Origin of the sequence: Candidatus Tisiphia endosymbiont of Ceraclea dissimilis (assembly GCF_964030735.1) — a bacterium.
GTDB lineage: Bacteria > Pseudomonadota > Alphaproteobacteria > Rickettsiales > Rickettsiaceae > Tisiphia.
Genome location: NZ_OZ034917.1, coordinates 827,565 through 850,706, shown reverse-complemented (window position 1 = coordinate 850,706; position 23,142 = coordinate 827,565). Strand labels below are relative to the sequence as shown.

The window sequence follows — 23,142 nt, the reverse complement described above, 5'->3', positions numbered from 1 at the left end:
GTAATTATATCTGCTAATTATATTTAAACTTTTTGCTATTTTGATTATTATTTTATTAATGACTTATAAAATTAGTGGAATTATTTATGGAATTTAATCGTAACAAAGCAATTATTGGTTTTATTAAAAGCAAGGAAGGTCAAGAACTTACTGCTGATCAAATAGTTGATTGGTTAATAGAAAAATATCCTGAAGAAATCAAGAAAAAAGCAGAAAGAAGTAAAAATAAATCATTTGTTAGGGCAATTACTGAAAAGCAAAAAAATGGCATTATGCGAAAAATTCTTAAGGGAGAAATGCATAAAAATTGGTTTAAAAGCATACAGAATCAGGAACCTAATATTAAAAAAGAAGACTATCCACTTAGATATTATTATACTATAGTCAATTCAGGAGAAGTAGATAGCAGGAGCGATGGAGCGACGCCTATAAGTAATAGACGAGCATTGAGCGATGACGTCCCCAATTTCTCATCAATTGACTATAAAGAAACTAAGCAGGTAGAGAGAGAATATACTGAAAAAGAACCAAACATAAAAGAAAAAGAGATATACCCAAAGCTTTCAGACTTTCTTTTACAAGAGTTGGGTGTTCATAGCAAAATTATTAATGACAAATGTTCTTCAAACTATAAAGGTACTAACGGTAATAAATGGTTACATCCTGATCTAGTAGGAATGGAGGATCTTACTAAAGATTGGGCATTAGCAATCAAGGATTGTGTGCAACAATTTGCCGATAAAAAAGCTAAGCTTTGGTCTTTTGAGGTAAAGGTTGTAATTAATAGGGCGAATGTACGACAATATTTTTTTCAAGCCCTATCAAATTCCTCATGGGTTCATTATGGATATTTAGTAGCTTCTTCTTTAGTAGAAGGCAAGGGTGGAAGTACTTTACGGGAGCTAGAAATTCTTGCTGCTAGACATGGTATAGGATTTATTTTATTAAATATAAAAGATCAAGTTGAGAAAGGTCGAATACTAATCCCTGCAAAAGAAAGGTTAGAAATTGATTGGGATATGGCTAATAGATTAGTTAAAGAGAATAAGGGATTTGAATCTTTTATAGGAGAGGTTAGAGATTTTTGTATGACAGGGAAAACTAGACTCTCCTAATCGAAAAACAATAATTAGTGAGTCTATAAGGCTCTGTCCAAAAAACTGTGTAAATTTCAAAATAGGTTATATATAAAAATATAACAAAAAAGGAAATTACATGAATAAAAAAACTAGTGAATCAATAAATCAAGCAGTAGATTTATTAATAGATAATAATACAGATGTAAGCACGATAATAAAAGAAGGAGGTTTATTAAAAGAATTGACCAAACGCTTAATAGAGAAGGCACTACAGTCAGAAATGAATAATCATTTAGGCTATGATAAATACAGTCGTGCAGATAATGATAATGCTCGTAATGGTATCACTAGCAAGAAACTAATCTCCGAACATGGGGTTGTTGAGATAGAAGTACCAAGAGATAGGCATTGTACCTTTGAGCCAGCAATACTACCGAAAAGACAGAAACGTTTTGATGGTTTTAATGACAAAGTACTATCATTATATGCTAAAGGTATGAGTGTATCTGATATTAAGATTCAATTACAAGAATTGTACAATGTTGAAGTAAGTGAGAGTTTAATCAGTCAGGTTACCGATGATGTAATGGATGATGTAAAAGCTTGGCAAAGTAGACCATTAGAAGAGATATATCCGATAGTATTTTTTGATTGCTTAGTAGTAAAAGTCAGGCAAGACAAAAGGATAATCAACAAGGCAGTATATGTTGCGTTAGGAATTGATTTATCTGGTAGAAAAGATATATTGGGGTTATGGCTTAGTGAAAATGAGGGAGCAAAATTTTGGCTTGGTAATTTTACTGAGATGAAGAATAGAGGACTAAAAGATATACTGATTGCCTGTAGTGATAATCTTACTGGTATGTCTGAGGCGATAGAAGCAGTTTATCCAAAAACTGAACATCAATTATGTATTGTACATCAGATTAGAAATAGTTTAAAATATGTATCGTATAAAGATAGGAAGCAATTAGCTGGTGATTTAAAGCCGATATATACGGCAGTAACGGAAGAACAAGCCCATTTGGCGTTAGTATCGTTTGAAGAAAAATGGAATAAACAATATCCACAAATTGCCAAATCTTGGTATAATAACTGGAATAATTTAATGATTTTTCTAGGGTATCCAGAGGCAATTAGAAAGGTAATTTATACCACTAATTCAGTTGAATCTGTTAAGTTATAGTCAATTGCGTAAAGTAACAAATAATAAGCGTGTTTTTCCTAGTGATAATGCTGTGTTTAAAAGTTTATATTTGGCAATTGACTATATGACCAAAAAATGGACTATGCCTATCCAAAATTGGAACGAAGCTATGGCTCATTTGATGATTAAATTTGAGGATAGAATTAATAAAATTTAATGACCTAATTTTGGAATTTTACACAGTTTTTTGGACAGAGCCAAAAATTGCGGAAGTCGGGGGCATTTTTAGATACCTACTTTCGTAGGGATACCATTTTCCTATATTTTATTCAAAACACGTTAGCTATACATAAACTTAACGAGTCCTCTCATTCTTATTATGAGCTAGCTTCCTTGTAACAGGGACTCTAGGAGTCACTGGAGGTTTTATAATTTTATATGCTGAAAGCTTACTTATAGTAGGCTTAAGCTCTATAGGAGTAGGTTCTGTAGTTGAAGATAGTATTTTATCAAATGAGTCTGGGTTTATTTTCCTAAGTTTTACTAACCCTTGGGTTGTAATCTTCTTAAGAGCAACATCTTCTTTTATTCCATCCTTTTTATTCTCATCTAGAAATTTGGATAATTTTGCTTCTAGAACACTGTCAGACATTGCATGAGACCAAATGGCTTCGTTAATTTTGTTTTCAACAAATTTATCGCTTTTCTTTTCTTCAACGCTTTTTACTGCTGCAGAAATTTTTTCTAGTTGGCTATTGTCAACAGTAAACTTCTTATTCCACAAACTAGTATTACCCTTCTTCACAAGCTTGTCTGTAAGATTTTTTGCTAAAATATCTGTATTCTTTTTTAGATATTCAGGATCAAGAGCAGACAAAACTTCTGATAGCTTACTTTCAATTTCTACCCGCTGTTCAGATTTTATTTTGGCATTTTTTTCTTTTAAAATCGCATCAATTGCCTTAGAAATTATCGGCGAGCTTATTTCCTTGTTGATTTTCTTGTTCGGTTTTTCTTCTGGAAGAACAATCGATTCAGGCTTCACTGACTGCTCACTTTTTTTACCATATTTCTCAGTTAGATGATTGAGAACATTGTGTAGTGATTCAGTAGAAATACTCCAATCTTTGAAAAGATTCAAACCAAAAGTTTTATGCTTTTCAATATTTTCTGCAAGCTTCGGTATTATGTCTCTTTTGTCTCTTCGTAGATCATCAGGATCAAGTTTGATCAATTCCTGAAATAATTGTTTAGTAATTTTTTCTTTCTGCTTGTCTGGAATATCATTTCCTGCTTTAATTTTATTAACAACTTCTTGTACTACTTGTTTTACTTCTAATTCAAATGCCTTGCCATCCATATCTTTAAGAATGCTGTTAATAGAATTAGCGAATTGCCGGATATTTTCTGTTGTAATTTTCTTGTCATCTAGTATACCCCAGTTGCCTTCAACACCGCCTACTGTAAAAAATTTAAGAGTTTCTTCATTAATCAACTTGACTAGTTCTGGAAATTTTTGGTGTGATAACATAGACAACATAGCTTTCTCTAGTTCAGGCGGAATATCATGGATATAAGGTGTAATCCTGGAAAAAAATGCTTGTCCCTTGTCGGCATGTAGAAAAGTAGGTTTTCCATTTTCATCCTTGTCCATAATCCTTGCATCTATAAACAGCTGATCAATGAAACGTCTATTTAGAAGCTTCCTAATTCCCTCATTAGTTGATAATCGCCCTGCTACTTCTTCCTGGTAATTTTTCATTTCCTTCTTAAAATCAGCAAAATATTCCGAATCAATACCTTCTTTAACCATTTTTTCAATTTTTGTATTTATGGCTTTTATAGTTTCTGGTAAGCTCTTAACATCTCGTGCATTTTTTCCACCATAATCTTTCTCTGCTTTCTCTTTTGTTAAAAAACTTTTACATGCTGTAGAAAAATCAGACTGGTTAATGTCAATAATCCCTCCATTAGCTCTTGCTGCAGTTGCAAATGCATCCATAAGAAAACCTTCGTTAGATATTAAGTTCTTCCGAAAAGTTTCGATAATATTAGCCACTTTTGTTGCGACGGCACTTTTTTTGCCTTTAACATCAACACCTTCGTCACTATCGTAGCCAGAATCATTACCATCATCATCTATCATAAATACATCCTATCATTATTAAAGGTACGTTATAATTTTGCCAAACACTATCAGTAAAGTGTAATAGCTTTTTAATGTCAAACAAAAAATCGAAAAATAGAGATATTTATTGTACTCTAATCTCATATCTCATATATATATTATGATTTGGAGAATTGGAATATGGTAGAAGATAATTACTCAAAAATAATCTGTTATAATAATACATCATTGTGTAAATATTTAGAAAAAGAGCAACTAGTTTTAGTCGGGGGATGTTTTGATTTATTGCATTATGGTCATATACAATTTTTACGTAAAGCCAAAGCTCAAGGAAAACATTTAATTATAGCTTTGGAACCAGATGAAACTATTACGAATTATAAAAAACGTAGAGCCATCCATAGTCAATTGCAGCGTGCCGATATCTTAAGTAGTTTAAGCTTTGTTGATAAAGTAATTATGTTACCTCTACTTAAAGGTTTTGATGACTATAATCAATTAGTACAAAATATTTGCCCATCGATAATCGCTGTAACAAAGAATGATCCTCAGCTTAGTAATAAGCGTATTCAAGCTAAACTTATAGGAGCCCAACTAATTGAAGTTACTGACTTAGTAAAAAATCAAGAGATACAGGTGGTGTTTAGTACCGATAATATACTCAATATGATTGACTCATATGACCAGAAAATGGACTATGCCTATCCAAAATTGGAACGAAGCTATGGCTCATTTGATGATTAAATTTGAGGAATATATGTTTGGTAAACTAATCCTAGGTTCTGTTGACAAAATTTTATGTTAAGTTATCAGAGTAGAATAAAGAAGTTGCAATAGTAAGAAGAAATGGTAGTTTCTAGTTATCGAAACCAAGAAACTACCGATATGAAGTATTACATAGAAGACCAAGCATGGGAAGCAATTTTATCATTTTTTAAGAAAAAAAAAGCTATACACAACAAGAATGAGGAAAAAATAAGACAGTTTATTGAAGCAATATGGTTTATTGCTAGAACAGGTTGTCAATGGCGTCTTCTGCCTGATTATTATGGTTGTTGGTACAGTGTTTATCGCAGATTTAAGAGATGGGTTGACAAAGGTATATGGGAAGCTTTAATGGATCATGTTAAAGTAGATGTAGATATGGAATCAATGATGATTGATGCAACTATTGTAAGAGCACATGCTTGCTCATCTGGATATATTAAAGGTAATCAAGAGGAAGCAGCTTTAGGTAGAAGCAAAGGTGGTTTTAGTACTAAAATTCATGCCCTCGTTGATGCATTGGGTAACCCACTGAAGTTTATACTAACTGCTAGGCAAAGAAATGATATCACTCAGGCTGAAAATCTTACTAAAGATGTTCAGAATACGACGGTGATAGGCGATAAAGGATATGATAGTAGTGCGTTTGTAGAAAGCTTAGAAAATAAGGGGTGCGAGGTTGTTATCCCACCAAAATCTAATCGTAAAGTACAACGTGAATATGATAAACATATTTATAAAGAACGCCATTTAATTGAATGTTTCTTTGGTAAAATCAAACATTTTAGGCGTATATTTTCTAGGTTTGATAAAGCCCCAGCCACCTTTTTAGCCTTTCTAAATTTTGTTGGAGCTTTAATATGGTTACGTTAAAAATTTTGTCAACAGAATCTAATGTTTGCATAAGATTTCCAGCCCGATAGATTTGCTTTAGTACCGTCAAAATACAAACTCGAGGTTGGTGTATTGAGAGTACCTAACTCATTTGGTAATGCGATTGTCCAAGACTGGGTTGCAGCGACAGAGCGTGCCTGAGTTTGTAGATTAGCGACTTGCGTAGTTAAGCTATTAACAACATTATCTCTTTCTCTTAGGCGTTGTTCTAAATCAGCTATTTTATTAAGCAAGTTCTCGGTTTCATATTCTGCCATAATATCCGATAAATGCAAACTAGCTAGTGAGGTTAAGCTTTGGCTTAAATCTTTACTACTCTCAAGGCTACTTAGGTTGTCATCACTCTTATTATGTGCAACTCTGCTTTATCCACCTGGCTAGGTGTAAAAATCTTTCCGCCCAAATGAAATTTAGCAATATCTGGTAAATGATCGCTATTACTCGCGTAAACATTTTTCATGATTTTTTTAAGATTTTCGATATCTTGTAACTTGTTAAATTTGACAGTAATTTTTCTCATATAAATCCCCTGTAGTATCTGTATTTCAAGGGAATTATTATACCATAAAAAATCACAATTTGCATCATATTTCGTGATATTTTTACCTCGTGTTTTTAATTTTATAATTATCACTAAATTTGATATTCCACAAATTTCTTTAAAAATCACTTTACATGTTAAAATATATTAATATTATACAAAAACTATTAGACTTTAATAGTAAAGATTATTTTGTTATACCATAGAATAGAACTCGTGCGGGTCTAAAGAACGTCATTGCAAATTATGTCATTCTTAGCAACAGCGGGAATTTGGATACCGCACCGAAGCAGGTATGACACAAAACAGACTTGCTTAGTCACCGCTAAGCAGCCCCTAGCAACGACGTCATACTAATCTAGTTAGCTATAAATAAAAGAGAGGAAAAAATGCCATTAGAAGAAAAAATTGCACAACAAATAACTACTAGTAAACTTGACCTTGGTGGTAACCAGATAGGATATGCTGAAGCACAGAAACTAGCAGAAACATTAAAGATTAATAAAACTGTTACTAATCTTAACCTTTATAATAATCAGATAGGAGATGCTGAAGCACAGAAATTAGCAGAAGCCTTAAAGTGTAATAAAACTATTACTAGTCTTGCCCTTTATAATAACCAGATAGGAGATGCTGGGGCACAGGCTATAGCAGAAGCCTTAAAGTTTAATACTTCTATTACTAAATTTTACATTCACAATAACCAGATAGGAGATGCTGGGGCACAGGCTATAGCAGAAGCTTTAAAGACTAATCACAATATTACTTATCTTGACCTTCATCAGAACCAGATAGGAGATGCTGGAGCGAAGGCTATAGCAGAAGCCTTAAAGGATAATCACTCTATTACTAATATTTATATTCATAATAACCAGATAGGAGATGTTGTAGCGAAGGAGATAGCAACAGAATTACAGATCAATAGAGATCCTACTGAAAAAGCCGCTAAGAAACTAAAACAGCAACAACAAGCAGAGGCAGCTGAAAAAGCTAGACAAGAGGCTGAAAGACTTGAGCAAGAGGAAGCTAAGGCAGCAAAAGAAGCAGCTGAATTAAAAGCTATAGAGGAAGCAAAAGTAAAAGAATATATCCCCAATATACCGGCTGTAAAATTATTTGAGGTAGCAGGTGAGGATAATCAGTTTGATAATGATGATCAGGCTATTATCAAGGAAGTATTAGATTTAATCCAAGAAGGTAACGACCGCCTGCAGGAACATGGCAAAAAGGGGATATTGTTACTTGGTAATACTGGGGCTGGTAAGAGTACACTCGCTCACTTGCTTAGTGGCATAGAACTGCAGGCGATTAGAGATAATGCAACTAACAAACTGGTTATTGATGCGATGTATCCACTTGAAAATATCGCCATTGGTCATAAAATGACTTCTGAGACTAAAATTCCTAACAAATGTCTCGCTAAAGACCTAATCATTTGGGATTGTCCTGGCTTTAATGATACTGACCCTGTTCAGGAAATCGCTAACAGCTTCTATATTAAAAGGCTCTTTGAGACCACAGATCAGCTAAAATTTGTGTTGGTGGTAGATGAATCAAATTTAAGTAGTAATAGAGGCAGTATTTTCCTTGAAACACTATATAATTTTATAAAAAGTTTTAAGGATATTGAATCTGTAGAGGGCATATCTTTAGTAGTTACCCATGTAGAAAAAGGCACAAATATTCAGCATATCATAAACTCTATATATCCAATATTAAGAGATAATCAAATATTAAAATATATTCAAGGAGCAACAGAGAAATGTAAGGCACTGATTGATAAGCTCAAAGATGGTAATTCAATACATCTATTCCATAGACCAGATAAAGAAGGGGGGTTAACTGTACCTGACTTACTTGCGGAAATAGACAAATCATCCACATATTCTGACGCTAATAGTGAGATGGTCAACATAGCTATTTCAAAGAAAGCTATGGACTGCTCATCGCATCTGTTAAATACTGCAAGTAATAATTTTAACCAACTATTAGAGGTGATAGTTAAAGCTATTGCTGATGCCACTCACTGCTTAAATATTAATCCACTTAATGCATTTTCTGAAAATTATGCTATTGTCAAAGATTTGGTTCCGTCATCAATTAATTACAATGAGCTAAAGCAACATAGTGAAGGTGAATATTTTCCAGAGTTGGAGTTATTATCAAGATTGCAAAAAGTGCTTAACTATAATCAAATAGATAAGATACCAGATGCCTTAATGATCTTGCAGATAGCAGTGGAACTTTTTGCTGAATATGCTGAGTCTGATAATTCTCAGCTTCAACATCAGATACAAGATTACGGTTATTGCTTACAGCAGCAATATGAATATGTGAAATTCTTCGCTAATGTCTGTGGAGCTAATTTGCCTGATCATGCAAAAATTGCAGAGTTAATAACAGCTTGCCATACTAAAGTAACAGAAAATCTTGAGTATCAAGTTAGTAGTTTGAAGATTGATGAGAACCAATCTGACCGAGAGTATTATACTAAAGCTATCGAATATCTGGAAAATTACAAAGACTCTCCTGCCTGCAAAAATCTTAAGGCTATAGCCTATAGTTGCTTAGCTAGTATTGCTGAGCATGATGGTGCTAATGAATCTGCCTTGACTTACTATGCAAAAGCTATAGATGCCAATAGCCACCTACCAAAAATATATGAAGAACTAGGACAACTACTTTTTAACAAGGGTGAATATGCTAAGGCAATTGACTGTTATAAAGTAGTAAATAATGAATTTAGTATAGAAGAATGTTTTAAAGCATGGTTAAAGCAAGATAAAAGAAATCCCGATATAAAGTTAAAGCAGGCTGAGTATTTTGAGTCTATAGGTTTATTTGAAAAAGCTAAAACATATTATCACAATGCATTCAGCCTAAGTCATGATGAGAATTTTAAGGTTGCAGCTTACAAGAAAATTGCTAACATTATGCTTAATGCCACTGCTCAAGGGCAAGATTTTGCCACTAAAGCGGAGGAACATAATTTGTACAATTTTCCCTTGGTAAATGAAGAATTTACCAAAAATTTACTTGGCGACATAGTTGAAAAATGTGATTTGTACTGATTTAGCATTGCTCAATTTACAAACGTCATTGCGGAGCTACTTTAGTAGCGACAAAGCAATTGTAAGTTGTCATTCCCGCTTCGGTGCGGAATCTATAATATCTCAGGGCTTTTTGAGCTGTATTCTAGATCCCGCACTGAAGCAGGGATGACACAGAGATGGATTGCTTCGGAGGCTTACGCATCCTCGCAATCTGATGTATCCCCACGAAATTAAGCACGACAAAGCTCCGTCTTTATAATAGATGCCAGGGATTCTACCAATGGTTTTATGGCATGCAAATAATTAAATTCAATAATAAATTTCCCAAGAGTAAAATACGAATAAATCTTTTTATCTTTTACTGTCAAGTCTTCTGCAACATCAAGTAACGCATTTAAACGATTATTATGTATAAAAGGACAATGTTCTTTTATTACTTCATTTTATACTGTTTTTACATCCATAACCTACTATCTCCATCATCATTAAATAATGATGATATTCTATCAATTCTTGCTATTTTGCAACAATTTCGTGGGGATACATCAGATTGCGAGGAGCTACTTTAGTAGCGACGAAGCAATCCATGAGAATTAGTATAGATACATCAAGACTATATGGATTGCTTCGTAGGCTCACGCCTTCTCGCAATGACGTTTTTATGCTGTTTAATACTTATAGAATAAAAATTGTAGGGTACTATGATCCCAGCCACTAGATGAGCGGATATATCATCTTATAATTGCCATGCTGGCTGTTGTTATGATATGCAACCAGTTAATCTATATGATGCGAACTATCTCCTAAAACCGGTGTTATTGGGTCATCTGTAGCTAAGCCGATTGACGTATGTTCGCTAATATTTGGTAGATGACTATCAGAATGCTGTGCTAAAAGAGCCTCGGCTTCTTTTTGCTCAGGTGTTAATGAACTTTCGTGCAATATATCCAGAGCTGTTTTACCTTTATTATTCTGTTGCTCAACATTAATACACCCTTCTTTTAAAATTTGGGTTGCTAATTGATAGTTACCATTCTGCAAACTAAGGTGCAATAAATTATTACCCTCATCATCTATAAGCAACTTCAATGGTTGATTTACTAGTAATATTTCTACTGCTTTATTATTTATCTGGGATAATTTTGTTAATAAATTAGATTCTAATTTTACTGCAGACCTTAAATTAATGACGGATAACCATGAGACTATATCTTCTATGTTATTGTCTTCTAATGCAGAAGACAAATTCTTAGTTAGTACTGGAGTAGAAAACTCTTTTAACAATTCTTGTATTCGAGGGTTATGTTTAAAAGTATTTTCATCAACATGTTGGTTTAATAGTACCGCAATATTAGGGTAAATAGGTGAGTCACTGTTAAGTAAATTATGCAAGATAGTTCCTGGTATCTTGAGATCAGGATGTTTTTCATACAAATCAGTTAATTGTTGATTATGTTGCCATTCCCCTCTTGTAAATTCATTAGAGAGTAAAATTTGAAGTACGTGATCTGGATCAAATTTATTAGTTGGAACATTAATCACACTCGTGTCAATATTAATCTCGCTTGGATCCATCAAATTATTATTCAATATATCCAACTCTAGCAAAAGCATTTCTTTTACTTCTTCAATAATTTCTACTATCTTAGAGTTAAATTCATTAACAATTTCAGTATTGAATCCTAAATGTTCCAATACTGTCTGCGTTATTTCTGTTAGAGCCTTTGATCTGGCAATAAACGATAATTGTTCTATTCCATCTTGATCAACATATATTGTGCCTTCATATAGAGATTGGGCAATAATCTGTTCTAACACAGGTAAAGGAAATGCCCCATGTTTCTCACTGTAGTTCTTGAGTATCTTCAAGAAACTATTTTGCTCACCGCCTTCTGCGTTCGAAGAGAATAACGGAGTACCATCGGTGTCTAGAGTTATTTTAGATATGATTGGCTTAAATGCTTTACTAATATCTTTTATTTCTTTATTACGTTCTAGTATCTTGTCTATGTCTGGTTCTGTTATCCGTATACCAAAGCTAATAAGGCTAGTATTGTCCTTCAAAACTTTAGCTATTGCAGTTACACATGCATCAGTTATATCATTCTCATGGATATCTAAATAAGTAAGATTAGGCATTGTAGCTATTACAGTTGCACCTATATCAGTTATATTATTATTCTTATGGATATCTAAATAAGTAAGATTAGGCATTGTAGCTATTGCAGTTGCACCTATATCAGTTATATCATTCTCATGGATATCTAAATAAGTAAGATTAGGCATTGTAGCTATTGCAATTGCACCTGCATCAGTTATCTTATTTCCATGGATATCTAAATAAGTAATATTGCTATTATTTATCGATTTTATTAATAATTCAATTTTTCCTATATCCATATCATTAATATTACAATTCTCTAAGTTAAGTGCTGTAATATGGGAGCTATTTTGTATAAATGAACTAAATTCATTTAAGTTATCATCACTACTTAATATCTCAGGCAATATCGTTCCTTTCTCCTTAAAATTCAAACAATTGCCTTCTACATATGCATTAAAATCTATTGTCATTGTTATTACCTATATTAAAAGTTAGTAGTTCTAATGGGATAGATTGCTTTATTTACAATCTATGTGCCGTATCGAACGGATTTTTATTTTATGATGTGTACCGTATCGGATAAAATTAATATTGCAAGCATTATTTTTATAAAAAAGAAATTATTTTATAATCTTAACCTATAATCTTAAAATATACTAATTTATATTAACGAAAACATGATGTAAAAATATCACGAAATATGATGCAAATTGTGATTTTTTATGGTATAGTCAATTCAGGGGAATTGGGTAGCAGGAGCGATGGAGCGACGCCTATAAGTAATAGGCGAGCATTGAGCAACGATGTCACCAACTTCCCATCAATTGACTATATCAGAAAATTGCGATCAAATTTTCTTGAACCGTGTGTTTAATCTCTCATCTCACAAATCTACACATTCTACTTCACTTTCTATCCATTTATTCATACCAATACCAACTTTATGATTTCCTTAGTTGATATTATTACACTATTTTCTCCCTCTTGCAACTTGTGGGCAAAGATATGACATTTGAGTACGCTGCGGTTCGAGGTGAAGCGTCTCCTTCAAATCCTTGTATATACGCGAGTTTTGCAAGAGGTCTATTATTATCTTTTTAAATCTTTGGACATCTTATCAACTGTTTTTAGGCAATGTCATTAACGTTATTCATCTTTCTTCTTATCATCTTTTATTCCTTCCTTAAAAGCTTTAAGACCTTTAGCAAGATCTGACATTACTTGAGGCAATTTACCAGCACCAAACAATACTAAGATAATTAATAAGATCACTAATAAGTGACTGAAGCTCATTCCCATAATATCAATTTTGTAAGTTTTAAGTTAAAGTTATTATAGCAAATATTGTTAATTTTATCTAGTATGAAAGAATCAGATATATCAATATGAAAACATTCAAAACTAATATCATTAATATCTATGGTGATCAAGGTAAAGTTTGGTTAGATGATTTACCAAGAATTGTCGATGAATTGGCTGGAAAGTATGGTTTGTCTGACTTAAAGCCAGTTGAAAATTTGACCTACCACTATGTTCTAGAAGGTTTTCAAGGTAATCAGCCGATCATTTTAAAGTTGGGGCTAGATATTGAAGGGCTTAGGAGAGAATTAGTAGCTTCAAAAGTTTTCTGGGGATTTGGCAGTGTAAAGGTTTTGGCTGAAAACAGTGGTTTATTACTACTTGATAAGGCTATTCCTGGTATATCATTAAAATCCTATTTTCCTACTAAAGATTGTGAGGCTATTCAAATAGCATGTGATGTAATGACAAGATTACACCGAGGATATTTGTTGCCTGTAGAAGGTTTTCCTTGTATTAATGATTGGTTGGTAGTACTAGATAAAGAATGGGATATCCCAACCTATTATTTAGAAAAAGCTCAAAAATTGCGAGATAAGCTACTTAATACATCGTCAAGGTTAGTTTTATTGCATGGCGACTTGCATCATGATAATATTCTGCAAAATGGTGATGATTGGGTAGTTATTGATCCTAAAGGGGTTATTGGTGAACAAGCATATGAGGTAGCAGCCTTTATTCGTAATCCTTTTCCTGAAATCCTTGCCTTAAAAGATGTTGAAAGTATTATTGCAAATCGTATCACTAAATTTGCAACTATCTTAGGTTTAGATACTCAACGAATTAGCAATTGGTGTTTTGTTCAAGCTGTACTCTCCTGGGTTTGGGCTTTGGAAGATAGTTGTGATGGGCTTATTTGGGCAGACCTTACAAAAATTTTTGATGATTTGCTTGTTAATATGAAAATCAATCAGTAGATATAGCTCACCTTTTTGGTGCGTAAATTTAGTATAATATTAGTCGGGTTAGCTACAGGTTAGACAATTTTCTTATATTCAAAGTATATTTTTCTTACCGAGTAAATCCAGGTAATACAAACAACGATAAATACTACCATTAAAAATGGTGAAATAGAACTAAAAGTTGCTGTTGGTACTAATGTAAAAATAACTGACTGTATTAATCCGCTCGAAGATTTACCAACTTTCGAGCTAATAACGTCAACAGCTGCTTTACCTTTGGTTTTTAGCTCCTTATCTAGAGGGATATATAGCATCTCTTTAGAGGTGTCCCAAATTGAATATTTAGTACCTTTCACTAGAATGTTCTGTAAAGCACCAATTGATACCGCAAGAGCAAGTGGGGTCATAAGAATAGCACTGTCAAATAGAGGCAATATTTGATGATCAAACACGATTAAAATAAAGAATAATGTACCAGTAACCATCATGATAATTGGCGAAATTACAGCCGCCACAAACCAGCTATGACTACGCATTATATTGTTGCCTATTATAGTCATTATCATGATAGTAACCCCAGTCCAAAGAATATAAAGACTATTAAATTCTGCATAACTATTAACAGTGGGGTATAATTCTTTTATTTTTGCTTTCCATACGGCTTCTACCAAATTCATTGATAAACCAAAAGCAGCAGAACAAATTAGCATTAACCATAAATATTTTGATCTTATGATATATAGTTAAACCCGTTGAATTAGATGACATTATATGGTATAAATAAGAGAAAAAATGTCAACAAGCCCATATAGTAAAGATTTAAGAAAAAAAGTAATAAGTTATATAGAAAAAGGTAATAGTCAAAGAGCGGCTGCCAAGATATTCGATATACATAAAAATACAATTAGTCGCTGGAACGTAAGGAAGAGAAAGGAAGGAACGATATTAGCAAAAGCTAGAGTAGGTTTTAAAAGTAAAGTTGATAAGCAAAAGTTAGCAAATTTTGTAAGAAATAATCCAAATATGAGATTACAAGATATTGGTAAAGAGTTTGGAATTGCGAGGTCTCAAACTGGAAGGATATTAAAACAGCTAGGTTTTAGTTATAAAAAAAACCTTTACCTACATGGAGTCAAGTGTAGACAGACGAGCTGAATATTTAGAAGAGATCAATAAATATGATAAAGGGCAAATAGTGCATATTGATGAAAGCGGTATAGATACAGGTATTTGCCAAGATAGAGGCTGGAGTAAAACAGGAGAATTACTGATTGGAAAGAAGAGTGGGAAACACTATCAAAGAACTAATATCATAGCTGGCTTGGTAAACAATCAATCAATAGCTCCTTTTGTTTTTAATGGAACGTGCAATACAGAGTTATTTAATAATTGGGTTGAGAAGTTTTTAATTAAAGAGTTAAAAGCAGGACAAGTTGTAGTGATGGATAATGCTAGTTTCCATAAATCAAAGAAAACAAAGGAATTAATAGAATCAGTTGGTTGCAAGCTTATTTTTTTACCGCCATATTCACCAGACTTAAATCCCATAGAGAAGTTTTGGGCTAATATGAAACGATGGATTAAAAATAAGGTAACAGAAACCAGCAAATTATTTGAAATTATTACTATGTTCTTTGTCACCTAATTTTATGGGTTTAACTATATCTAAAACTTTCGATTAATCCCATTCCATCTTTAGTCGATCTAGCAGATTTAGCCTTTGCATAAAATGTTGGATTGGTAAAAACATTTTTGCTAATAAATCTTACAAGTAAATATGATATAACAGCTGCAACTACCACGAAACTTGTTGATATTTTTACCAATATAGTTTTATTGTCCGGTACGGTAAAAAAATACTTAGCTATAGTGTTAGCAGATGATAAGTTTGACATCAAAAAGCCAACAAATATTAAAGCAGAATTACCAAATAATGAAAAAAGAGTGTAAAACCTTTTTGCTTCTTCTGTTGTAGTAAGCTCATTAGCAAACTGCCAAAATAGTAAAACATAAAAGATATTTGGCCAAAGCTCAGATAATGTATAAAAAACCACATAACTCCAATTACCAATTAAAGCTATATACCATTTTAAATGAGGATAATTCCCCATAATTTGTTCCAGCGAACTTGGATTAATGTGGAAAATATGGACATTAGGATAAATGATGAAAGCAAAAACAATAAAGAAACTAATAAAAAAGGTAATTAAATAGCCATAAATCCTCTCAAAACTATAATGATTAAGCATCTTAGCATAGATTATAACGAATAGAGCCGCTGCAGGTGTTACACAATAAACTTTAGTGAAACTGACTACTTCAGCACTAATCTCTGAAATTAAAATACTATCTTTTAAAATTCTTAATATATTTTGGTTAAATAAGACGCAGAACATCAAACCACACATCGGTATGAATTTCCCGAGTTCATGATTATGGATAGGCCAAAAGATAGTTCTGAATTTGCTGCTAAATGAATTTGACTGTATACTAGTCATAATAAGGGTTCCCTAAGACAAAAAAAACTCAATGCATGTATCAACTTAAAGAATGATCTTTTAATGAGTTGAAAATATTCAAGAGTTCTTCCTTAATTGCTTAAGGATTATTTGTACAAAATATACAGGTTAGGAACTTATATATTATTAACCTTCATATGTCAAGCTATTTAGATTTATCTTGTATAAAAAATCAAAAATTGCTATACCAATTAGTAATACTTTGTATAGGGGGAGAGCAATAGGGTTAGATATATGTGCAAATTGATTTAGGTAAATTAGCAGTGCAAAAATTTTCATTTGATTTACAATCTCAACATAAAAAAGCCAGAACTGGTATTATAACTACTAAGCATGGTCAAATACGTACTCCAGCTTTTATGCCGGTCGGCACGAAAGGTACGGTAAAAGCCATGTTACCAGAAGCAGTTGAATCTACCGGAGCTGATATAATACTTGGTAATACTTATCATTTAATGTTACAACCAGGGGCTGAAAGAGTTGCCAAGTTTGGCGGTTTACGTAAATTTATGAATTGGTCAAAGCCTGTACTTACCGACTCAGGTGGTTTTCAGGTAATGTCCCTGTCAAAATTACGTAAGATTACAGAAGAAGGGGTGATTTTTAACTCGCATATTGATGGTAGTAAGCATATGTTAAGTCCTGAGCGGGCAACAGAGATCCAATATCTTCTAGATAGTACCATTACCATGGCGTTTGATGAATGTACCCCATATCCGGCAACATTTGAGCAAGCAAAATCATCGATGGAATTAACATCTAGATGGGGAGTTCGATCGAGAAAAGCATTTGTTCAAAGAGAAGGTTATGGTCAATTTGGTATTGTACAGGGAAATATCTATCAGGAATTACGTGCCGAGTCAGCAAAGAATTTGGTAGAATTAGATTTTGAAGGTTATGCTATTGGAGGGCTGGCAGTAGGTGAGGGACAAGAAATAATGTTTAAAGTGCTAGATTATGCTCCAGATTTATTACCTAAATATAAGCCCAGATACCTTATGGGGGTTGGTAAACCAGATGATATTATTGGGGCAGTTGCCAGGGGAATAGATATGTTTGATTGTGTTATTCCAACGCGTTCTGGTCGAAATGGTCAAGCTTTCACCAAATATGGTGTAGTAAATATTCACAATAGTCAGTATAAGGATGATCAGGAGCCGCTTGAAGATGATTGCCCATGCCCAACATGTAAGGATTATAATAAAGCTTACTTGCATCATTTGGTAAAGAGCCAAGAGATTTTAGGAGCAGTACTTATGACTTGGCATAATTTGGTGTATTTCCAAGAATTAATGTCAAGAATAAGGCAATATATTCAACAAGGAAAAGACTTTGATTTTATGCATTAGTTATCGATAATTTTGCATGGTATAGATATTTGAAAGACTATAAATGATTACAGAATGTTGATATATAAACGTTATATAATAAGAAATATAGTACCATCCTTGGTAATAATTATTTTTTCGGTTACTAGCCTTGTATGGATTACCCAGATATTAAAGATGTTGTACTTAATTGATAAGGGCATAAAAGTTCAGGATTTCTTAAATTTAATTATTTTAATAATACCATCTTTGTTGTTTATTTTATTACCTTTTGCAACTATTGTTGCTGTTATTTATACTTATAATGCTTTGAGTGAGAGACGTCAGATAATTATTTTACAAAATTTGGGATTAAATAATATCCAACTAGCTAGCCCAGCATTGATGGTAGCTCTGATGATTACGTTATTTGCTTATTATATTTCGACTAGTTTATTGCCATTATCTTATGGCAAACTTAAATCAGATCTTAATTTTATGAGGAATAATTATGCATCCAATATGTTAGATGAAAAGACATTTAATACAATTTCTAAAGATATAACAGTTTATTTTGATAAGAAATTACCTAATGGTACTATGAAAAGTTTAATCATTTTTGATAATCGTAAGCGTGATAACAATGCAATCTTGTTTTCTAAATCAGGGATGTTTACAATATATAATAACAGCTCATCTTTTCAGTTAAAAGATGGAGTTAGGCAGGCATATGATCATAATGGTAATTTAAGTAACTTATCATTCGAGCTTTTAACCGTAGAATTAGTTAGTAATAATAGTAAAAATTTGGTAAGGGATGAATATAGTCGAGAAATCAATGAGTATTATATTGATGAATTATTAAAACCCAACAATATTTTATCAGAGCAAAGGAAGATTAAATTAATTGCTGAGGGACACCAAAGATTGATTTGGCCTATGTATAATTTTGTACTGGTCTTTCTTACATTATCTGTTTTTTTACGGCAGCCTTATAATAAAAAATCTAGTTTAAGACAGATTCTAATTACGGCAATTTCTGCCATAATTATCACATACTTGCATTTTGTATTACAAAATCTTGCTTCAAAAGATTTAAATTTTATCTTTGCTTGTTATGCTAACATGATTATTGCTATTATTTTAAGTCTATATTTATATTTCTGTAAAATTATATGAGTTTCCAAGATTTACCACAATTTATAGAACTCCTCGAGCAAAATGGACTCCTTAAGCGTATATCCTATCCCGTATCATCTAACCTTGAAATAACAGAAATCAGTAGAAGAATTTTAATACAAGATGGCCCGGCTCTGCTGTTTGAAAATGTTATTAAAAATGATGGAACTAAATCTAATATGCCAGTTCTAACTAATTTATATGCTAGTACTGAGCGAATCGCCTTGGGACTTGGGTTGAAACGTAAAGAAGATTTAAGGAAATTCGGAGAATTGCTAGCTTTTCTTAAAGCCCCCGAACTACCTTCTTCCTTTAAAGAAACCTTTGCCATGTTGCCATTGGCAAAAAGAATGTTGGCTATGTCGCCAAAAATGTTATCAAAAGCTCCCTGCCAGGAAGTTATAATTGATGATCCTGATGTTAATATATTACCGATACAAACCTGTTGGCCTCTTGATATTTCGCCATTAATTACTTGGCCAATAGTTGTTACTAAAGGACCTAGTCTAGAGAAGGTAGATAATTTTAACCTCGGTATATACCGAATGCAAGTAGTTGGGCGTAACAAACTTATTATGCGATGGCTTAAAATGCGAGGTGGAGCACAACAACATAAACGTTGGCAATCATCAGCAAAAAAAGAGCCTTTTCCTGCTGCAGTGGTTATTGGGGCAAGCCCTGCTGTGACTATGGCGGCTGTTATGCCGCTGCCTGATAATATGTCTGAGTATAATTTTGCTGGATTATTAAGAGGCAAGTCAATTGAATTGGTAAATTGTGTTAGTATAGATATGAAAGTGCCAGCTTATAGCGAAATTGTTATAGAGGGGCATGTAAGTTTTGATGAATATCTACCAGAAGGACCATTTGGTGATCATACAGGTTACTATAATGACGTTGAATATTTTCCAGTCTTTAATGTTAAGGCTATTACCATGAAAAAGCAACCTATATATTTAAGCACTTATACTGGTAAAGCTCCAGATGAACCATCGGTACTTGGCGTGGCATTAAATGAAATATTTACTCCGATAATTCAGCAACAATTTCCAGAAATCGTTGATTTTTGGTTACCGCCTGAAGGTTGTTCTTACAGAATTGCCATTGTATCTATCCGCAAGGCTTATCCAGGTCATGCAAAAAGAATAATGATGGGGATTTGGTCGTTTTTAAGACAATTCATGTATACCAAATTTATTATTGTGGTAGATGATGATATAGATATTCGAGATTGGAAGGAAGTAGCTTGGGCAATCTCAACTAGGAGCGATCCTTCTAGAGATAGCACGTTTATTGATAATTCGCCAATAGATTATCTTGATTTTGCATCCCCTGTATCAGGACTTGGTAGTAAAATGGGGATAGATGCAACTAATAAAATGTCCCCAGAGACTAATAGAGCTTGGGGAAAGAAAATAGAAATGACTAGTGAAGTCATTGAAAAAATTGATAAAATTTGGGGTATGCTGGGTATCTGAAATATCATTGCGAGGAGCCGCTTTGCGGCGACGCAGCAATCCAAAAAATGACCATGAATGAATTGCTTCGACCATTATATGGTCTCGCAATGACGAGTTATAGATACATGCGTCATTGCGAGAAGGCGTAGCCGACGAAGCAATCCAGGAAAGTGATTAGAAATGGATTGCCACGACCACTACGTGGTCTCGCAATGACAGAAAACCTATCTAAAACCCGCTTTACCTTCTAACTTTCAACAGTTGTGGGCTACGCCCCCTCGCAATGACATTTTTGAAAGATATAGTCAATTCAGGGGAATTTGGAGCTAGGAACGATGGAGTGACGCCTATAAGTAATAGGCAAGCGACGAGTGATGACGCCCCAACTTCTCATCAATTGACTATAGCCCTCAAATCTCAAATGATACTGTTGTAAACATCTTGACAACTAATCTACTTTAAATATATAATTTTACTCACATTAGGGGTGCCATAGGAAACTAAGGCTGAGAGTTAATAAACAACCCTTTGAACCTGATATTGTTAATACAAACGGAGGGAAATGTGTACAGTATTGAAGAATTTTTTGGCTATATTGCCTTAATTACATCTCTGATAGGTCTATTGCCACAGGTCTATAAAGCATATATAACAAAATCCACACATGATATATCTATGCTAATGCTAGTAAATTACCTTACTTGCTCAGTTGCATGGATTGTTCATGGCTATTGTCAAGGTTCAATATTTGTTGTTCTTAGCAATGTTGCTGGACTCATAATCAGTATAATATCTATTATTCAAAAATGTTACTACGATGCAAGATAGATACAGAGCTTTTTATGAACATATAGATATCGGTCTATACCATTCTATATTGGCTTTAAATGGTGACTTGCCTGATAAGTCATTTTTTGACATTGGCTTGCCTATTATAGCTGCTGATGGAGCAATAAATTCTTTGTACAAGATGGGTATAATACCAAAAGTTGTGATTGGTGATTTAGATTCTGCAAAAGTCGATTTACTGTATACTATAGGCAATTCAGGAGAATTTGGGGCTAGGAACGATGGAGCGACGCCTATAAGTAATAGGCGAGCGACGAGTGACGACGTCCCCAACTTCTCATCAATTGACTATACTGAAGTAATTCGTGTACCAGATCAGAACAGCTGTGATTTTGAAAAATCTCTACAATATCTTGAGAATAAAAATCTGTTACCAGCTATAATTGTAGGAATGAGTGGAGGATATATTGATCATATATTAAATAATATTAGTATTTTTCTTAAAAATGGTAGCATTTTTTATGCACCGTCTATTGTAGGGTACGTAATTAAGGCTGGAGAGACTAGGGTTTTTACATTGTCTGTAGATACCAAAATCTCATTACTTGGATTTTCATCAGCACAAATTTCTACTAAAGGCTTAAAATGGGAATTAAAGCATTATCATATGTCATTTCCGGGTACTAATTCTTCTTTTAATAGAACTATTTGCGAAACTGTTTCTATAGAGGTACATAGTGGTCTATCATTGGTAATGATTTATTTAGAAAAAATGAAAGATTATGGAAGTGATATTATATAGTCAATTAACCTGAATTAGTGCCGACAAGAAAAACGATTAAAATAGATTGCTTCGGAGGCTTACGTCCTCTCGCAATGACTTATAAAGTAAGGATATTTAGGTTAGTATAAAAATAATAAAAATATTTTTCATAAAATGCTTAGTGCGCATCATAATTAGTATATACTACGATGAGTTTGATGAATTATATTAATTAGCATGAAAATTCTTGCAGGTCTTAGTCACAAAAAATTAGCTAGACATTTAGCTAAGGAGCTAAATTGTCAATATGTGGAAACTTACATTACAACTTTTGACGATAGTGAGACAAAAGTACAAATCCTTGAGGACGTACAAGGGTGTGATGTTGTTATAGTGCAATCTACTTCTAGACCAACTAATAACCACTTGATGGAGCTTTTATTATTAGTGGATACGGTAAAAAGGGCAGGAGCCTCAAAAGTGACTGCGGTTATACCCTATTTGGGCTATAGTCGCCAAGATCGTAGATATGATAATTTTTCTCCAGTCCCTGCTCGTCTGGTAGCAAATATGTTGGAAATTGCTGGGGTTGATCGCATAATAACTGTTGATTTGCATTCACAGCAATTAGAGGGATTTTTTAAAATTGCTATACAAAATCTTGAGCCAATCAGTTTATTTGCTCCGATTATTAAGAACTATAATAATGCTATTATTGTGTCTCCAGATATTGGTGGTTTTGTACGTATAGGTGCAGTTAATAAGCTTTTTAACATGAACATGGCTGTTATTAATAAAAGCAGGGATAGCACGGATCAATGCCAAATGTCAGAAATAATAGGTAACGTTTCAGGCAAGCATTGTTTATTAATTGATGATATTGTTGATAGTGGAGAAACCCTTTGTAAGGGGGCTAAGCTATTAATGGCAGTAGGAGCATTATCTGTTGATGCTTTTGTGACTCATCCTGTGCTTTCTGGGTTGTCTAAGAAAAATATTGAAAATTCTGATATAATGAACATCTATATAACCGATACTATAGAAACTACTGATTTACCTTCTAAATTTCATATAATATCCGTTACTCCAATTATTGTAGCAGCATTACAACCTATGCAAGATTATGACAAGATTATGAGGATTTAGGATTTTA

20 protein-coding genes, 3 pseudogenes and 1 riboswitch are annotated in these 23,142 nt (G+C 33.2%); of the genes and pseudogenes, 16 read left to right on the top strand and 7 right to left on the bottom strand.

The window, feature by feature from the left end; genetic code table 11:
* The first annotated feature begins 86 nt into the window (after window positions 1-86).
* Both ACQH1V_RS04155 and ACQH1V_RS04150 read left to right on the top strand, forming a co-directional pair.
* On the top strand, window positions 87-1,115 hold the full coding sequence (locus tag ACQH1V_RS04155) for a hypothetical protein (protein ID WP_425359977.1): 1,029 nt from the start codon (window positions 87-89) through the stop codon (window positions 1,113-1,115).
* A gap of 100 nt (window positions 1,116-1,215) precedes the next feature.
* Window positions 1,216-2,443: pseudogene (locus tag ACQH1V_RS04150) on the top strand (IS256 family transposase).
* Between the two features lie 138 nt (window positions 2,444-2,581).
* Here the strand turns inward: ACQH1V_RS04150 and ACQH1V_RS04145 are convergent.
* On the bottom strand, window positions 2,582-4,372 hold the full coding sequence (locus ACQH1V_RS04145; protein ID WP_425359976.1) for a hypothetical protein: 1,791 nt from the start codon (window positions 4,370-4,372) through the stop codon (window positions 2,582-2,584).
* Window positions 4,373-4,534: 162 nt separating this feature from the next.
* Here ACQH1V_RS04145 and ACQH1V_RS04140 point away from each other — a divergent pair, with 162 nt between their 5' ends.
* Entirely contained in the window at window positions 4,535-5,098 is a 564-nt protein-coding gene (locus tag ACQH1V_RS04140; RefSeq protein ID WP_425359975.1) for an adenylyltransferase/cytidyltransferase family protein, read from the top strand.
* Window positions 5,099-5,239: 141 nt separating this feature from the next.
* Complete coding sequence (locus tag ACQH1V_RS04135; RefSeq protein ID WP_425360875.1) at window positions 5,240-5,992, top strand: IS5 family transposase; 753 nt, start codon at window positions 5,240-5,242, stop codon at window positions 5,990-5,992.
* 8 nt (window positions 5,993-6,000) lie between these two features.
* Here ACQH1V_RS04135 and ACQH1V_RS04130 read toward each other — a convergent pair whose 3' ends face one another.
* Window positions 6,001-6,270, bottom strand: a complete 270-nt coding sequence (locus ACQH1V_RS04130; protein ID WP_425360856.1) for a hypothetical protein — start codon at window positions 6,268-6,270, stop codon at window positions 6,001-6,003.
* Between the two features lie 71 nt (window positions 6,271-6,341).
* Window positions 6,342-6,683, bottom strand: coding sequence for a hypothetical protein (locus ACQH1V_RS04125; protein WP_425360855.1), 342 nt, complete (start codon window positions 6,681-6,683; stop codon window positions 6,342-6,344).
* A 260-nt stretch (window positions 6,684-6,943) separates the two neighbouring features.
* Here ACQH1V_RS04125 and ACQH1V_RS04120 point away from each other — a divergent pair, with 260 nt between their 5' ends.
* Entirely contained in the window at window positions 6,944-9,625 is a 2,682-nt protein-coding gene (locus ACQH1V_RS04120) for a hypothetical protein (RefSeq protein WP_425360854.1), read from the top strand.
* 759 nt (window positions 9,626-10,384) lie between these two features.
* Here ACQH1V_RS04120 and ACQH1V_RS04115 read toward each other — a convergent pair.
* Window positions 10,385-12,181 (bottom strand): leucine-rich repeat domain-containing protein, encoded by a 1,797-nt coding sequence (locus tag ACQH1V_RS04115; protein ID WP_425360853.1) that lies wholly within the window; start codon window positions 12,179-12,181, stop codon window positions 10,385-10,387.
* A 230-nt stretch (window positions 12,182-12,411) separates the two neighbouring features.
* Here ACQH1V_RS04115 and ACQH1V_RS04110 point away from each other — a divergent pair, with 230 nt between their 5' ends.
* Complete coding sequence (locus tag ACQH1V_RS04110) at window positions 12,412-12,585, top strand: palindromic element RPE2 domain-containing protein (RefSeq protein WP_425360852.1); 174 nt, start codon at window positions 12,412-12,414, stop codon at window positions 12,583-12,585.
* A gap of 272 nt (window positions 12,586-12,857) precedes the next feature.
* On the opposite strand, the gene tatA is transcribed toward ACQH1V_RS04110, so the two are convergent.
* Window positions 12,858-13,010, bottom strand: coding sequence for a twin-arginine translocase TatA (tatA, locus tag ACQH1V_RS04105; RefSeq protein WP_341749841.1), 153 nt, complete (start codon window positions 13,008-13,010; stop codon window positions 12,858-12,860).
* Window positions 13,011-13,096: 86 nt separating this feature from the next.
* Between tatA and ACQH1V_RS04100 the strand changes: the two genes are divergently transcribed.
* The gene (locus ACQH1V_RS04100) at window positions 13,097-13,987 is read left to right on the top strand and encodes an aminoglycoside phosphotransferase family protein (protein ID WP_425360851.1); all 891 of its coding nucleotides are present in this window, start codon (window positions 13,097-13,099) and stop codon (window positions 13,985-13,987) included.
* Window positions 13,988-14,046: 59 nt separating this feature from the next.
* On the opposite strand, the pseudogene ACQH1V_RS04095 reads toward ACQH1V_RS04100, so the two are convergent.
* A pseudogene (locus ACQH1V_RS04095) lies at window positions 14,047-14,712 on the bottom strand (Npt1/Npt2 family nucleotide transporter); the annotation flags it as partial.
* A gap of 52 nt (window positions 14,713-14,764) precedes the next feature.
* Between ACQH1V_RS04095 and ACQH1V_RS04090 the strand changes: the two are divergent.
* Both ACQH1V_RS04090 and ACQH1V_RS04085 read left to right on the top strand, forming a co-directional pair.
* Complete coding sequence (locus tag ACQH1V_RS04090; RefSeq protein ID WP_425360850.1) at window positions 14,765-15,127, top strand: IS630 transposase-related protein; 363 nt, start codon at window positions 14,765-14,767, stop codon at window positions 15,125-15,127.
* Window positions 15,099-15,617, top strand: coding sequence for an IS630 family transposase (locus ACQH1V_RS04085; protein WP_425360021.1), 519 nt, complete (start codon window positions 15,099-15,101; stop codon window positions 15,615-15,617). The genes ACQH1V_RS04090 and ACQH1V_RS04085 overlap by 29 nt, the downstream gene beginning before the upstream one ends.
* A 16-nt stretch (window positions 15,618-15,633) precedes the next feature.
* Here ACQH1V_RS04085 and ACQH1V_RS04080 read toward each other — a convergent pair.
* A pseudogene (locus ACQH1V_RS04080) lies at window positions 15,634-16,470 on the bottom strand (Npt1/Npt2 family nucleotide transporter); the annotation flags it as partial.
* A gap of 284 nt (window positions 16,471-16,754) precedes the next feature.
* Here ACQH1V_RS04080 and tgt point away from each other — a divergent pair.
* The 7 genes from tgt to ACQH1V_RS04045 all read left to right on the top strand — a co-directional run bounded on the left by tgt (window position 16,755) and on the right by ACQH1V_RS04045 (window position 23,135).
* Window positions 16,755-17,840: a tRNA guanosine(34) transglycosylase Tgt gene (tgt, locus tag ACQH1V_RS04075; RefSeq protein ID WP_425360874.1), complete on the top strand. Its 1,086-nt coding sequence runs from the start codon at window positions 16,755-16,757 to the stop codon at window positions 17,838-17,840.
* A gap of 54 nt (window positions 17,841-17,894) precedes the next feature.
* Window positions 17,895-18,977 carry an LptF/LptG family permease gene (locus ACQH1V_RS04070; protein ID WP_425360849.1) on the top strand — a complete coding sequence of 361 codons (1,083 nt, stop codon included), beginning with the start codon at window positions 17,895-17,897 and terminating at the stop codon, window positions 18,975-18,977.
* Window positions 18,974-20,455, top strand: coding sequence for a UbiD family decarboxylase (locus ACQH1V_RS04065; protein ID WP_094649512.1), 1,482 nt, complete (start codon window positions 18,974-18,976; stop codon window positions 20,453-20,455). The genes ACQH1V_RS04070 and ACQH1V_RS04065 overlap by 4 nt, the downstream gene beginning before the upstream one ends.
* Before the next feature lie 265 nt (window positions 20,456-20,720).
* Entirely contained in the window at window positions 20,721-20,873 is a 153-nt protein-coding gene (locus ACQH1V_RS04060; RefSeq protein WP_425360848.1) for a hypothetical protein, read from the top strand.
* Window positions 20,874-20,910: 37 nt separating this feature from the next.
* Window positions 20,911-21,015, top strand: a riboswitch (TPP riboswitch).
* Complete coding sequence (locus tag ACQH1V_RS04055) at window positions 21,002-21,265, top strand: SemiSWEET family sugar transporter (protein WP_094649175.1); 264 nt, start codon at window positions 21,002-21,004, stop codon at window positions 21,263-21,265. (Overlaps the previous riboswitch by 14 nt.)
* Entirely contained in the window at window positions 21,255-22,028 is a 774-nt protein-coding gene (locus ACQH1V_RS04050; RefSeq protein ID WP_425360847.1) for a thiamine diphosphokinase, read from the top strand. The genes ACQH1V_RS04055 and ACQH1V_RS04050 overlap by 11 nt, the downstream gene beginning before the upstream one ends.
* Before the next feature lie 198 nt (window positions 22,029-22,226).
* On the top strand, window positions 22,227-23,135 hold the full coding sequence (locus ACQH1V_RS04045; protein ID WP_341759738.1) for a ribose-phosphate diphosphokinase: 909 nt from the start codon (window positions 22,227-22,229) through the stop codon (window positions 23,133-23,135).
* Window positions 23,136-23,142: the final 7 nt, after the last annotated feature.